Source organism: Knoellia terrae, assembly GCF_048606435.1.
GTDB lineage: Bacteria > Actinomycetota > Actinomycetes > Actinomycetales > Dermatophilaceae > Knoellia > Knoellia terrae.
This window is the reverse complement of sequence record NZ_JBMBWH010000017.1, coordinates 18445-32901: the sequence shown is the minus strand read 5'-3', so window position 1 is coordinate 32901 and position 14457 is coordinate 18445. Positions and strand designations below refer to the sequence as shown.

The window sequence follows — 14457 nt, the reverse complement described above, 5'->3', positions numbered from 1 at the left end:
GACAACCTCATCACTGGCCTCGACAGCACCGAGGCCTCTTGACACCGATCACCCACATAATGCCGAAGAGCGGTCGCGCTGACTCTCCGGGAGACGAGACGCGAGGCCGCTACGAAGGTGGTGGTGGGGGCGGGTCGGCTGGTTGCTCTGCTCGCCATGCAGCACGGCCGTCCGCAGGCGCGAACCCTTCCATCACGTAGATCGGCTCGCGGGCCACCTTCTCGTTGACGAACTCCATGATGCTGACAGAGAACATCCAAGGTGCGCCTTCGTAGCAGCCCAGGTACTCGGTCACGGTAGGTTCTCGCGGTGGCTGCTTCGTCGAAGGTGAAGCTTGAGGTCGTCGGATACTGCCGTCGCCACTCTCGCTGGAAGATCGGGAACCCGCAAGGTCCGGCGCCTATGGCGGCGGACCTTGCGGCGGGTCGCCGAGTCAGGCGGGGTGCGCCGCGTGGGCGTGGCTGCGGCGCGAGGCGACGGCCACCCCGGCGCCCGCCAACGCGAGCCCTGCAAGGATGCCGGCGCCGAGCTGCAGCACCTCGACAGAGTTTCCATCCGGCCCGAAGGTGGTCCCCGAGCCGGCGGGGCCCTCGTAGCAGGAGGTGGAGCAGCGCCACTCCGCCTGGCTACCGTTGCCCGGGTCCTGCCGTGCGCTGGCGGGACCCGCCATTGAGAGGGCGATGAAGCCGGTGGCTCCGATGACGGATGCCGCTCGGCGGCTCCTGGTGAAGTTCGACATGTCCTGATCCCTTCGTGGTCTGGTGCGGGTGCTGGACGAGCTGTCCAGGACCGTTCTCGCACGTCGGGGTACCAGGCAGGCTCCGGACCGGTATCAGCCGGGTATCGGGCCCGTTGACGGCCCACCCGCAGGGGGTCACCGTGGGGGTGTGCGGATAGCGGTGCTCGGGCCCCTGGAAGTCGATGAGGGGCGGATCCAGCTGGCGCCCCGGGACCAGGTGGTGCTCGAGGCGCTGGCGGCGCGGCCGGGGGAGACGGTGCGGGCCGAGGCGCTCGCCGAGGCGCTGTGGGGGGAGACTCTCCCGCCGTCGTGGTCCAAGGTCGTGCAGGGCTGCGTCTCGCGCCTGCGCAAGCTTCTCGGCCCGGCCGCGATCGTCACCTCCGGTGCGGGATACCGCCTGGATCTGCACCGGGACGACTTCGACCACCTCCGCTTCGAGGACCTGCTGCTGCGCGCCGGCGCGCTGCTGGCGACCGGGGAACCGGAACGCGCCCGATACGCCAGCGGCCAGGCGCTCGGCCTGTGGCGGGGCGAGCCGCTGGAGCGGCTCGCCGAGTGGGATGCCGGCCGGATGGAGTCGGAGCGGCTGGGCGAGCGGCACCGCGATGCGGAGGAGCTGTATGCCGAGTCCGCGATCCGGGCGGGGCGCCACGGCGACGTCCTGGGCCAGCTGCGCCGGATGGTCGCTCAGGAACCCACCCGGGAGCGGCGCTGGGGCCTGCTGGCGCTGGCGCAGTACCAAGCCGGTCGCCAGGCGGAGGCCCTGACCACGCTGCAGCGGGCACGCGCCACGCTGGTCAACGAGTTCGGGCTCGACCCCGGACCGCAGCTCGTCGAGCTCGAGGCAGCGATCCTGCGGCAGGACCCGTCGCTCGTCGAACAGGAAACGCTGCCGGCGGGGCCTGCCGCCTGCCCCTACCTGGGGCTGGTTGCGTACGACATCGGTGACGCGCCCGCGTTCTTCGGACGCGAGGCCGACGCCGCGGCCTGTCTGCGCCGGCTGGACGAGGCAGGCATCCTCGCGGTGGTCGGCCCGTCCGGGTGCGGCAAGTCATCGCTGATTCGGGCCGGTGTCGCGGCGGCCCTGGTACGTGACGGGCACCGGGTCGTGGTCGTCACCCCGGGGGCGCACCCCGAAGAGGTGCTCGCCCAGGCGCCGCAGCGTCCAGGGTCGGTTCTCGTTGTCGACCAGTGCGAGGAAGCCCTGGCCCTGCCGGAGACGTCGTCGGAACGGCAGGCGTTCTTCGCCGGGCTGGTCGACTTCACCCGGCGCGGACGGCTCGTCGTCTCGCTGCGCGCAGACCGACTCGGTGAGCTCGCCGCACACCCTGACTTCGCCCATCTGGTGGAGAAGGGCCTGTACCTGCTGGGGGGTATGGGTGAGGCGGGGCTGCGCCGTGCCATCGAGGCTCCGGCCGCACAGGCCGGCCTTCGACTGGAGCCGGGGTTGGTGGACCTGCTGGTGCGCGAGGCGGAGGGGTCGCCGGCGGTGCTGCCGTTGCTCTCGCACGTCCTGCGCCAGACCTGGCGGCGCCGCGAGGGCGACACGCTGACCGTGCAGGGGTATGCCGCAACTGGCGGGATCCGCGAGGCAGTCGCCCAGTCCGCCGAGCGGCTCTACCGCGAGATGACACCGGTGCAGCAGGGCATGCTGCGGGCCCTCATGGTCCGCCTGGTCTCCGCGGATGACGCGGGTGAGCCGGTGCGCACCCGGGTGCCCCACCTCACCGTGACACCGGATGCCGCGCACACGGCCGTCGTCGAACAGCTTGTCGGGGCCCGCCTCCTCAGCAGCGACGGTGACACCGTCGAGATCGCCCACGAGTCCCTCGCCGTCGCTTGGCCGCGGCTGCGGTCGTGGCTGGACGACGACGTCGACGGTCTGCGGATCCTGCGACACCTCAGCGTCGCGGCCGAAAGCTGGGAGGTGCTGGGACGACCCGACAGCGAGCTCTACCGGGGGGTCCGGCAGGCACGAGCAGCCGAGTGGCGACCACGCCACGACCCGGAGCTGACGCCGGCCGAGCGAGCCTTCCTCGACGCGTCGGCCGCCCTCGCCGAGACCGAGGAGCGAGCCACACAGGAGCAGGTCCGCCGGGAACGGCGCTCCAACCAGCGCCTCCGGGCAGGCCTGGCCGCCGTCGCGGCGCTGCTGGCGGTGGCGATCATCGCCGGGGCGCTGGCCAAGACCGCCGGGGAGCGGGCCGAGCAGCAGTCGGTGGTTGCTGACGCCCGCCGGGTGGGAGCCGAGGCGCTGCGCACCCCGGATCAGGATCTTGCCCTCCTGTTGGCGGTGGCCGGCACCTGGCTGCATGACGCCCCTGACACGCGGGACAACCTCAACGCCGTCCTCGACCGCGCGCCCCAGCTGATGGGCGTCGTGAAGACCAACGCGTCCGGGGCCGCGGTGCGGCCCGATGGGCGAATCCTCGCCGCGAGGAGTTGGGACACCGGCGTGACCCTGGTCGACATCCAGACCCGCAAAGAGGTCGCCCGCAACCACGACACCCCCCTGGCCGGTGTCGTGTTCAACCCGAACGGGACCCAGCTCGCCGCCTCGGTGAACCCGACGACGTTCACCGGTCTACGGCGGGTCGACCCCGTCCCCCTTCGAATGCTCGATCCCCAGAACGCGACCCTGGCCCCCAGGCAGCTCGGCGGGATGCCGACGGGTCGTGTGGTCCACGGAGCGTTCTCTTTCAGCAACAACGGCCGCTGGCTCGCGGCCGGGTTCGTGCATCCCACCGAGCTCGACCACGACACCCTGATCAGGGTCTGGGACACCCAAGACCTCACCCGCCCCGTCGCGGCCTTCACCGTTCCGTTCCTCGTCAAGGGCAACCTCGCGGTGAACGACGACAGGACACCGATCTACGGCATCGGGGTACACGACGAGCAGGTCCACACCGTCAGCGTTCCCGGGGGGCGAAAGATCGCTTCCGCCCCCGCCACGTCGGACCTGACCCTCAGCCCCGACGGAGCAACCGTTGGCGTCGTCAGGGGCAGTCAGATCGCGCTGCTCGACCCGGAACGGCTCACCGTCAAGTCCGTGATCGACGAGGACGGAGGCGTCGACGGGATCCGGTTTTCCCCCAAGGGAGACAAACTGGGCTACTCGGTCGATACGACTCTGGTGGTGCGCTCCATAGCCGACCCAGACGCGCCCGGCATTCGTCTCACCGGGTCGCAGAAAACCGCCAACGTGATCGGCTTCAGCCCGGACGGGCGGACGCTCTACAGCACCGCGGGAACCAGGCTCCTGCTCTGGGACCTGAGCGGAGATCGGCGGTTCCTGCGTTCGGTGCCCGTGGAACCGCAGCAAGACTCGGCCGAGACCGTGCTGGTCAAGCTCTCCCCTGACGGGCAGACCGTGGCGAACCTGGTCCGGGCAACCGAGGGTCCTGAGGCCTACGGCTTCCAGATCCTCGACGTCACCTCCGGCAACTGGAGCCCGCCGTCAGCACTCCGGGAGGCAGGCGCCTACTGGGCCGACATGGCCTGGCGGCCGGACGGCCGGGCGGTGGCCAGCGCCCACAACGACCAGTGGGTCGACCTGTGGGATGGCGCCACGGGCAGATCTCTGGGCCAGCACAGGGTGCCCGACCGCTACGGGATCGTCTACAGCGTGGCGTTCAGCGGCGACAGCCGCAGACTCCTGGTCGGAACCCACCAGGGCTGGGTCTATGCAGTTGACGCCTCCACCCTGGAGATCGTCGGCGAGCCGGTCCAGGTGAAGGCCGGTGTCCCGGCCCTCGCAGTGGCTTCCAACGCAGAGGGCAGCCGGGCGCTGGTGTCGTTCGACCACAACCTGCAGCTGCTGGACCTGGATCGCGGCCGGGTGCTCAAGACCACGGACCCACCGTTCGATGTCGAAGGGTGGGCGTGGCTCCCCGACGGCAGCGCCATCGTCGTGACCGGCACTGACCGGTCACGCGACGGGCACGGCACGATCGCCCTCCTGGATCCGCAGGCGCTGTCCGTGAGGGAAACGAGGTCGGGGCCGCGAGTTGCCGGCGGCGAGTGGATCCGGTTCTCGAGGGATGGCGAACGGTTCGTCATCTCCGGGTTCGAGCAAGTCGGCCTCTGGGCCGTCGATACGTTGAGCCTGCTGGGCTCGGTCCGCGCCCCCAGCGAAAGCACCGCGGTGCAGGTCCCGGGCTCGTCCGAGGTGCACATCGCGTCGGCGGACGGGGAGGTCTCGGTCTGGGACCCGACGCCAGAGGCCGCAACAGCAGCCGCCTGCCGCATCGCCGGCCGCCAACTCACCGACATCGACTGGCAGACCTACCTCCCCGACCACAGTCCCGAACCCCTCTGCGATCTGTGACTGACAGGGTCGATCAACGCAAGAAGGCACCCCCGAGGCCGGCCCCGCCCGCCCCAGGAGGCGAGAGGAACCGGCCAGTTGGTCAGGGCGGGAGCTTGCTGGCGTTCGTCACTGCGAGCGCGCGATATACCGAGGCACGGCTGACGCCTACGACGCGAGCGATGGTCGAGACGTCGTGCTCGCGGCTCTCGTACATGGTTCGGGCAGCGTCAAGCTTCTCTGGCGTCCAGACGGTTGGGCGGCCGCCTCGACGTCCCCGAGCGCGGGCAGCAGCAAGACCCGCCATCGTGCGCTCGCGGATGAGGTCTCGCTCGAACTCGGCTAGGGCCGCGAACACGTGAAAGATGAGCTTGCCGCCCGGGGTCGAAGTGTCGATGCTCTCGGTGAGGCTGCGGAAGGCGACGCCGCGGGCCTCGAGTGCCTGGACGGTGTCGATGAGGTGGCGCAGGCTGCGGCCCAGCCGGTCCAGGCGCCATACGACCACGGTGTCGCTTGGGCGAAGCTGGTCGAGCATCGTGTCGAGGGCGGGGCGATGCTCGAGCTTGCCGGACGCTTTGTCTGTGAAGACGCGGTGGCAGCCTGCCGCCGCCAGGGCGTCGCGCTGAAGGGCGGCGTCCTGCTCGAGGGTTGACACTCGGGCGTACCCGACGAGGTACCCGGCGCTGGGTGTTTCGCTTCTCATGGGTGGGCCTCCTTCTGAGACGTTGAATCTGGACATGGGTTGTGGGCAGCAGAACGCCCCGCCACCGGGTGGGGTGGCGGGGCGTCTCAGATCCGCTCCTTTTGTGGGACGCTGCATGCTGGCCCAGCGAAGCGGTGTGGCGCAAAGGCCACAGCATGGGCGGGCTCGGATGACCGCGCGGCGGCTAACCAGAACCCTGTGCTGAGTGGCCCACGCAAGAACTCACGGAGCCCCATGACGGCCCGGACCTGGACCACGGCGTCGACCCGATGCAGACCGAGACGGTGTCGATGATCGGCCGCCGACGTACGCCATGTGTGCAACGGCCCTTCCCCGCGCGCCTGAGCCAGAGCGCTCTCTCGCGGTGCTCTCTGACCGAGGTGATTGAAAGAGCGGCGCAAGGATTTCGCTCGATCCGGGGTGCTTCGACTAGAGGTGGCACTGCTCCTGCGAGTTTGGGTGCGCTGCTGCACCACTCGACTTTGTTCGTGGCCGGCGGCGGTTGTGCTTATCACCTGCCTACGGGACACCTGCCTACTCAGAGATGCTCAGGTTGGGCCACCTTGCCAACCATTGTCCTAAGGGAACCGCTAGGAGTAGACCGGTCTGGTGATGCACAGCCGCTCCGGCCACGGAGAGCCACAAGAGCGACGTTCATAAGGCGACGACCCCTGCCTCCGGCAGGCGGCGCCTGACAGCGAGACCGGAGCCACGACAGAGGGCTACGCCGCAGTGCCGTTTCGCGTCACCACCAAGCCGGAGCCACATAGAGCTAGTGCTGGACTTGAGGAGTAATTGCGATGAAGCGGAACAGCGGACTTATTGGGTTAGTGATCGCAGCAGTGGTCTTAGTTACTGGCCCTAGCGCGGCGTGGGCCAGCGCTATCAACCCTGCCTTCACCCACACGCCCACCCACGGTCCGGTCGGCACGATGATCACTGTCACCGGCGGCGGTTGCAGCGACGCGCAGACCGCTGGCGATGCCATCGCGCTGTTTCGTTCGTCTGACAACGCGCTTGTCTCAGCACGCGTCCAGCTCGGAAACGACCCTGCCAATCCCCGTCCGTGGTCGACGACGCTCACGGTGAGCCAGACGCTGCGGACTCCGGCCGACGTGGAAGAACCGACCACGCCAGGTGCCTACGTCATCGCCTTGTACTGCAATATCGGCTCGTCTTTCCGCTCCCCCGAGCATCCTGACCCGGCCACGACCCCCGCCGAAGCAGATCTGACCAAGCCCTTCACGGTGGACGGACCGATTACGACCCCGGGCGGGATGACGGCACTGGCGCCCTCGCGGCTGTTGGATACCCGCTCGGGCGTTGGTGCGCCCAAGGCAGCGGTCGCTGCGGGTGGGACGGTCCACCTGCAGGTGACCGGTCGTGGTGGCGTACCGGCATCCGGTGTCTCAGCGGTGGTGCTCAACGTGACCGCGACGGCGCCGACGGCCGGAGGTTACGTGACGGTCTTCGCCGATGGGACGACCCGGCCGACCGCATCAAACCTCAACTTCGTCGCAGGCCAGACGGTGCCCAACCTGGTGGTGGCGCCCGTCGGAGCGAACGGAAAGGTGGCGCTGTTCAACGGCTCCAGCGGCACCGTCCACCTCATCGGCGACTCGTCCGGATACTTCGTGGCCGGTAATCCGACACTCCCGGGGACCTACGGGACGTTGGCGCCCTCGCGGCTGTTGGATACCCGCTCGGGCGTTGGTGCGCCCAAGGCAGCGGTCGCTGCGGGTGGGACGGTCCACCTGCAGGTGACCGGTCGTGGTGGCGTACCGGCATCCGGTGTCTCAGCGGTGGTGCTCAACGTGACCGCGACGGCGCCGACGGCCGGAGGTTACGTGACGGTCTTCGCCGATGGGACGACCCGGCCGACCGCATCAAACCTCAACTTCGTCGCAGGCCAGACGGTGCCCAACCTGGTGGTGGCGCCCGTCGGAGCGAACGGAAAGGTGGCGCTGTTCAACGGCTCCAGCGGCACCGTCCACCTCATCGGCGACTCGTCCGGATACTTCCGATCGCCCTGACACTCATTATCTAGCCAATAGGCAAGACCCACTTGCACATCCAGCTGTGTGCAATCCCTCGGCTTTGTCGAGCGGGCTTGCGCGGTTGTTGTGGTCATCCAACAGCAACAAGAGACCAGCTTGGTCGCACCCGTCCGGCAAAAGCCGTGAGCCGCCACACACCCCGTGAACACCGCTGAGACCACTTGGCAAGGCTATGTAGCGATCCGGTTCTGCCCTGGTGGCCGCCCACAGGCGAGGATTTGACGGGCGCGGTTCTGCTCGACGGTGGATACGCCGTAGCCGATCAACTTGTACGGGCATGTTCTGACCTCCTTGCAGTTGTGTCCAAGATCGAGAAGAAGGGCCCCAGACGGACAGTCGGGGGCCCTCCAGATGGGTGTCCGGTTGGGGTCTACCCCAGTTAGCCAATCACCGGCGGCATTCAAACCCGGTGGGCTGAGGCGGTTCACCTAGCCGCCTTGGGAGGGACCCTCGTGTTTGTTTACGGCGCGCGACATGGGCGGTCAGGGGCCAACATAAGTTGGCGGCAGCGCAGCGTACGGGCGCGGTGGTCAGTCGGTTACCGGATGATGTGCAATCCGGGTACTGAGCGTTGCTGACAGAAGTTCGTGTCCTCAAAGTTGAACTGTGCGATCGGATTCCATCGCACGGCCTTCCAGTTTCGGTCCGGCGTCTGCATCGGGACGGCCAGGCTCCGGTACGTGATCGAGTCGCCGGGACGCAACACGACCTGGGCGTTCACGCCACCGAAGTCTTTGGGCGGGTCTTCGAAGGAGCCGTAGAGGTAAACGTGCTCTTCGTTTGTATCCCAAGCTTCGACCACCGGGGCGCTCGCATTGACGTCGACGTCTAGCCCGGTCTCGTTGGTAATGGTCCCGGTGAGCGTGGCAGTGGTGCGGGAGGCGATCACCTCTGAGACCGCTACCAAGGAGCCCTGGCAGTCTGCCGCCGTTCGCGGGTCGGTTGATGGCGCCGGGGCTGGTGCGGGAGGGGGTGCAGGCTTGGCCGGAAGTGGCGTGCTACGGCCAGCTGTGGGCTGAGACGGCTTCGGCTTGGCGGGCCGTGGTGTGCTGCGGCCAGCTGAGGGCAAAGACGGCTTCGGCGCGGAATGTGTTGAGGGTGTGGGTGCCGAGGGAGTCTTGCCTGACTTCGCTGGGGATGCGGGTGACTTCACCGGTGCGCGAGCCTTGACTGGGGCCGACGGTGCAGCTTGGGCCTGCGCCGTGACGGGAGGCACCTTGGCACCCTCCGATTCTCCGACGATCCCCAAAGCCGAAGCCAGACCAGCAGGGCTCACGGTACCCACCGCCAGCGCCACTGCCGCGACTCCTGCCGCGACTAGGGCGATGCACAGCGTCACGACGCGGCCAGATCGCCCGGTGCGCGTCCGTGCGGCTTTTTCTCCGGGGCGGCTGCCCGCGGGGGACCCCTCGGTAGGCGGGTAGATCGAGCTGCCAGCCGAGGGTTCCTCGTCAGTCCATACCTCGCCATCCCAGTAGCGCATGCCCTCGTTGGGTCGATAATACCACCCGGGCCGTTGCTCGTTCATTGCATCTCCCCCTCTCACCGGACTGTAGGGGGTGGTAGACGCTCGCTGCAGTAGTTCGCATGATCTGCGGCGGAAAAGGAGTTCTGCCGGGTCATCGCGCATCAGTCGTACTCGTCATAAGGGTAGGAATCTCGATAGGGGTACGCCGCAGCGCTCTTTGATCCGGCCAAGACCTCGACGACGCCTTCGATGGCCTTGGAACAGACCAGGACGATGGCGGCGAGCTCGCGGACGGCGCGCAGCCCGGCGGTGCCCGCTTCGGGTGAGTGCTCGCGCAGCTTGGTGTAGGCGACGACCGCGAGGGACGCGGCCGCGGCGATGGCGAAGACGATCAGCATGTGGAGTTCCTCCTGAAGTGCAAGGGCTGGCGGGGCCGGGTAGGCCCCGCCAGCGGGTGGGTGGTGTCAGCGCCGGGTGTGGTGCCGGCGTGCGCGGGCCTGCTCCTGCTGTTGTGCGCGGCGTTCGGCGCGGTTGCGTGGCTCGAGGTCGATTCCCTGCTCACACTCGTCGCCGGTCGGACCTTGGCCGCTGGAGTCAGCGGTTGCGGCAGGCACGTCGATCACGGGCTCTTGCGGCCGCCTGTCCTGAGCCGGAACCGCCGCCGTGACGGGATCGGATGCTGGCCGTCGGAAGGCGCTTGGCATCCCGGGCGCTAGGACGAACGGGAGAGCCAAGACCTCAAGCGCAACGCGAAGCCACAGCGTCGGGACCAAGAGGCCGAGGGCACGGTGAGCGACGACGCTGTGACTGAGCGGGCGGATCGCCATCGAGAGGCCACTCAGCGCCTGCATGAGCTGGTGGACTGCCGGGTGGGAAGCCACTGCGTGAACAGCGGAAGCGACCATGGAAGCGGCGTTGTTGAGGGTCGTGGACAGACGGATCCCGATGGTGCCGCCCCGTGCGAGGAGGCGGTGGGTCCGCGCCCACACGCTGCGGCCGAAGGTGGCGATAGCGCCGCCGATGGCTTGCGCCCAGCGTGCTGCCGTGCGCCGCACCGGAGGGGTGCTCAGGACGGCGGCGGCAGTCGGAATGACCCCGACGGACCGCAGGAACCGTGAGGCGTCTTGCAGACGGCTGGCAGCCCAACCGAGCAGTCGGTGCTCGGAGACCTCGTCGAGCAGGGTGCGTGCGTGACGGAGGGCCCAGCCGGCAGCGCCGCGCGGGAGGGATAGGAAGGTGTCGAGGGCTTGCCGGGCCCGTCGACGGAGGGTGAGCAAGAGGCCGAACTGCGCCTTCTGCTCGCTTGGGTCCGGGACCGCGTAGAGCGGGGTCCGGTCGTAGGTGGCTGTGCTCATATTGCTGTTCTCCTTCTCGTGGTGATGGGTGAACGGGCTGCTTCGCCTCTTGCGAAGGACCCGAAGGACCGACTGGGTTGTGTTCTGGGTGCAGCTCTCATGAGGTCTTCGGTGAAGGTCCTTCGAGTCGTTCGGGGCATGAAGAAAGGCCCGCCGAGATCGGGGGGCCTGAAGGCGATGAGCGTGGGCTCGACCTACCGGCGTGGTGGGATGGCCAGGTCGAGCATCCGCTCGAGCAAAAGCGCCAGCCGGTAGTCCGGCCGGCTGCGGAGAGCACGGTCGATGGCGACCCGTGCCAGGGCGCCGTCGCCGCGCCACCACGCCCAGGTGGCGAGCACGCTGAGCGGTGGGGCGGCGTGGCTGTCCGGTGTCATGGCGCAGAGCCGCACCAGCCGGTCCTGCAGACGGCTGTGGCTGCGGACCAGGTCCCAGCCTGTGTCTGTCTCCCAAGCCGGTGTGGGGAGGGAACGCAACACTGCGCCGGTGGTCCCCGGGACGTCGTCTGGCGCCAGGCTTCCCGGAGTGAGCCGGACGACGATGAGGTCCCGGACAGTGACGTCGTGGACCGCCATGACGGCGCGGGCAGCGACCTTGTGCGTCATCAAGGGGGCCTCGTCCCGGGTGTCCAGAACGACGGCCCAGGCCGTGCAGTACAGCTCGAGGAGGTTCTCGTCGTCGCTGCGGGCGGTGTAGCGGGCGATGTGCCGGGCCACCGCCTCCGCGTCAGTGCTCGGTTCCACGATTGTCGCCAAGGCGTCGCGTGACGCCAGCGGGGCGACGCCGGCAGCGACCAACTCAGCGACCACGGTCGGCGTCGTCGAGGGCCCTCCCGACGACTCGCCGCTGTCCAGCGATCGCCATCCGTCGTGGGTCACCAGAATGCGGTCATGCACCCGCACGCCGACCTCGGTGCATGCCCGGGCCGCGTGGAGGAGTGCCTCTTCAACCGGACGCGCGTCGTCGTAGCCCACGATGACGACGGCCTCGGGGTCGGCCTTGGCCATCCCTGCCAGCAGCGCACCGAGGGCGGGGTGGGTCTGCTCGTCCGCAGGGAGGGGCTGGTGCGCGGTGAGGCAGACCCGGCCTTCGCGCAGGCAGACCATGACGAGGGCGTCGTGGGGGTGATATCCGAGTAGATGGGGCAGGACTGCGACAAGGTCTGCAGCGCTGCTCATCCTGATAGTGGGGGATGGGGACATGGGGGTGCCTCGCTTCCAGGGGGAGGCCCGAGAGGGTTTCGGGCATGAGAAAAGGCCCGCCACATGTGTGGCGAGCCTTGGCGAGGTTGGGTTTCTCCAGTCCCAAGTGCGGACGTGGTTATCCCGACCTCGTGGTGCCCATTTTACCACTGAATTCCTTTGTGCAACAGGCGTATTGGGGAGTCCGCGCCTTCGCTGGGAGAAGGCGTGAGTCGCCTACGCTTGGCGCGGGTCATCCGCGCCTAAGCCGCTCCCACCCATGCCTTGCCCCGAACCGCGGACGGCTAAGGTCCCGGCGGCGACGGGAGCCGAGCCCCCGACTCGACAGCCGACCGAATTCGACCGCTCACTTGCTCGAGGTGCTCATCGAGGATTGGCCGCGCCTTCTTCGTTGTGCCGAGCGCCACGCGCATGCCCAACTGCAAAGTCAGCACGGTTGTCCCACCTGCACCCACCTCTAGCGTCGTCCTCTGCATCGCTTCGCTTGGAGCGGTAACCAACCGAACCACTAAGACGGTGGGTGGGTCTGCCGCAACAATCTCCAAGATGCTCGCGGCTACGCCGTCCGAGTCCTCGTAGATTATGCAGCTTTGTTCCCCTGCCATACCGATCGGAGTGCCAGGGACGCGGAATGCGCTGCGAACGCCGTCCGCGGTCAGGAAGGCTGACTCAGGGGCCGTGATGAACTCCCACACCACCTCGGCCGGCGCTGCGATCGTGATCGTGGCCTGACCCACGACAGGTTCAAGAGCCTCGACCCTCCGAGACCAGCGATCCTCAAGCCGTTGCCACAAAGGGTTTCCCACTGGCCGAACGCTACTAAATGCTCGGCTGTCGATGCGCGGTTTCCGTCAACGAAGCACACTGCGGTAGCCGCGATGTCCTGGACCTGACACCGCCGTTAAGCGTGGCGACGAGCGACGCGTTCCGTCGCGTTGGGGCTCCGGCGACCGGCGTTCAGTGACCGCGGACCGGCTTCAGCCGGCGCACAGCCAGACCGCCGGTGCCCGGTCGGTGCGCTGGACCGAGACGGTCGCGACTTCTATTTCAGTCGGCCCGCAAAGTGCCGTTCGAGCTCTTGCAGGGCCTCCGGGTCGAGCACACCACGCGGATTGGCAACGATGTCCCTCTGGATGCGCTCCTTCGCGACGGCATAGAGCGCCGGGCTCATCGCGTACTCGAGGTTCTTGACGTACCAGCCCTTGAAGCGACGCGTGCCCCATCGTTGAAGCGTGCCAGCGATCAACCCGGGCCTGCCTCTGCGCCCCCAGAAGCCAAACGCCGTACTTATGACGTAACCGAGCGCGAGCGCGACTCCCATGACGCCCAGAGTCCCTCCGATCTCGTCGCTCGAGAAGTTGTCCATGACTCGAAGCACGTCGGCATATACCGCGCGAACTTGAGGGTTTTGAAGGTCCAGCTGCCTCACGAAGCTCAAACTGTTCTCCACCTGGTCCTTGAGGTCCTGCATCGCTTCGACGGAAGGCCTCACCTCCCAGGCTCTTTTCACATGGTTATACGCCCGTGGGATGCTCTCCAGCGGGTTCTTCGTGCCGGCGACCACATCCCAAGCTTGGGTGACCTCGCTGGTCGTCGTGTCGATGCGGTCGAGCGTCTCAGAGCTCTTTCGGGCTGCCATATCGAGCTTCTCCAGATCAGGCGCCTGGTCATGAGCGGTGTCAAGGGCGTCCTGGAACTGCTCCCGATGGTCAACCAGGTACTTCGCATGCTCAAAGCGCTGCCTCAGATTGGGCACCACGTTGAGGGCGTCGAAGCACTTCCCGCGCACGGTCTCCGCATCACTAAGCGCGGCGCTCACCGCGGCGGCCGCTCCATAGGCCCCAGCAGCGAACGCGAGCAGGAAGAAGATGACTCTGCGCCGCAGCTCTCCCGGTCTGCGGTAGAGGGGGCGGCGTTCCAGAACGGTAGACATAGAGCTGTTCTCCCACGGGTTAGGGTCTCGGCGCGGAACGGCGAGCCCCCTTGTGTGTTCACTGGCTGAGACCGGCCGGCCCGGCCACCCTTACACGGGAGGTACACCCCTTACAGGCTCGGCTCACTACGTTTCGCGCCGCAGCGGGTCCTGCAGCTGGGACCGGTGATCGTTGGCCTGAGGGGTCTCCCTGCGAACAAGTCCATGGCCGGGGCCTGTCATGGCGACTGCTGTCCGGGTCAACCCTCAGACTGATCTCATGAGCGTCGCAGCCCTTCCCCGTGTCGACGGCCGGCACCGCAACAAGGCCCTCGCCGCGGCCCGTCGGACCCGCGCTGTCGAGCTCCGCTGTCAGGGCTGGACGTATGAGGCGATCGCCGAGGAGCTCGGCTACGCCAGCCGCGCCACGGTGTACGCGATCGTCCACAAGGCGCTCGCCGTTCAGGAGGCAGGGGACGTCGAGAACCTGAGGGAGTTGGAGACGGAGCGCCTCGACCGGCTTCAGGCAGGTCTGTGGGACCGAGCCATGGCAGGCGACGTGGCCGCAGTCACCGAAGTCCGACGGATCATCGAGGCGAGAGTGCGACTGCTGGGCCTGGCGGGCCAGGTCGCGAGGGAGCCGGCGGAGTGCGCCACGGTTGTGTGCTCGTGCGCGCCGGGGACGGGGCATCGCAACGCGGCTATCGCCGGGGCTTGA

Annotated in this window: 11 protein-coding genes; 3 read left to right on the top strand and 8 right to left on the bottom strand. The window is 68.0% G+C overall.

Annotated elements, in window-relative coordinates; genetic code table 11:
* Nucleotides 1-109: 109 nt before the first annotated feature.
* The gene (locus ACOJV9_RS16485; RefSeq protein WP_420186324.1) at nt 110-295 is read right to left on the bottom strand and encodes a hypothetical protein; all 186 of its coding nucleotides are present in this window, start codon (nt 293-295) and stop codon (nt 110-112) included.
* A gap of 138 nt (nt 296-433) precedes the next feature.
* A complete protein-coding gene (locus ACOJV9_RS16480) occupies nt 434-739 on the bottom strand; it encodes a hypothetical protein (protein WP_420186323.1) in 306 nt (101 codons plus the stop codon).
* 160 nt (nt 740-899) lie between these two features.
* Between ACOJV9_RS16480 and ACOJV9_RS16475 the strand changes: the two genes are divergently transcribed.
* Nucleotides 900-5066, top strand: coding sequence for an nSTAND1 domain-containing NTPase (locus ACOJV9_RS16475; RefSeq protein WP_420186322.1), 4167 nt, complete (start codon nt 900-902; stop codon nt 5064-5066).
* 82 nt (nt 5067-5148) lie between these two features.
* Here the strand turns inward: ACOJV9_RS16475 and ACOJV9_RS16470 are convergent, their stop codons facing one another.
* Nucleotides 5149-5748 carry a recombinase family protein gene (locus tag ACOJV9_RS16470; protein ID WP_420186325.1) on the bottom strand — a complete coding sequence of 200 codons (600 nt, stop codon included), beginning with the start codon at nt 5746-5748 and terminating at the stop codon, nt 5149-5151.
* A 932-nt stretch (nt 5749-6680) separates the two neighbouring features.
* Here ACOJV9_RS16470 and ACOJV9_RS16465 point away from each other — a divergent pair.
* The gene (locus ACOJV9_RS16465) at nt 6681-7781 is read left to right on the top strand and encodes a hypothetical protein (RefSeq protein ID WP_420186321.1); all 1101 of its coding nucleotides are present in this window, start codon (nt 6681-6683) and stop codon (nt 7779-7781) included.
* Between the two features lie 562 nt (nt 7782-8343).
* Here the strand turns inward: ACOJV9_RS16465 and ACOJV9_RS16460 are convergent.
* The 5 genes from ACOJV9_RS16460 to ACOJV9_RS16440 all read right to left on the bottom strand — a co-directional run bounded on the left by ACOJV9_RS16460 (nt 8344) and on the right by ACOJV9_RS16440 (nt 13760).
* Nucleotides 8344-8694, bottom strand: a complete 351-nt coding sequence (locus ACOJV9_RS16460) for a hypothetical protein (protein WP_420186320.1) — start codon at nt 8692-8694, stop codon at nt 8344-8346.
* A 740-nt stretch (nt 8695-9434) separates the two neighbouring features.
* Nucleotides 9435-9671 carry a hypothetical protein gene (locus ACOJV9_RS16455; RefSeq protein ID WP_420186319.1) on the bottom strand — a complete coding sequence of 79 codons (237 nt, stop codon included), beginning with the start codon at nt 9669-9671 and terminating at the stop codon, nt 9435-9437.
* A 66-nt stretch (nt 9672-9737) separates the two neighbouring features.
* Nucleotides 9738-10628 carry a hypothetical protein gene (locus ACOJV9_RS16450; protein ID WP_420186318.1) on the bottom strand — a complete coding sequence of 297 codons (891 nt, stop codon included), beginning with the start codon at nt 10626-10628 and terminating at the stop codon, nt 9738-9740.
* A 194-nt stretch (nt 10629-10822) separates the two neighbouring features.
* The gene (locus ACOJV9_RS16445; protein WP_420186317.1) at nt 10823-11803 is read right to left on the bottom strand and encodes a DUF4192 domain-containing protein; all 981 of its coding nucleotides are present in this window, start codon (nt 11801-11803) and stop codon (nt 10823-10825) included.
* A 1066-nt stretch (nt 11804-12869) separates the two neighbouring features.
* Nucleotides 12870-13760, bottom strand: coding sequence for a hypothetical protein (locus tag ACOJV9_RS16440; protein ID WP_420186316.1), 891 nt, complete (start codon nt 13758-13760; stop codon nt 12870-12872).
* 259 nt (nt 13761-14019) lie between these two features.
* On the opposite strand from ACOJV9_RS16440, the gene ACOJV9_RS16435 reads away from it, so the two are divergent.
* Nucleotides 14020-14457 (top strand): helix-turn-helix domain-containing protein, encoded by a 438-nt coding sequence (locus tag ACOJV9_RS16435; protein WP_420186315.1) that lies wholly within the window; start codon nt 14020-14022, stop codon nt 14455-14457.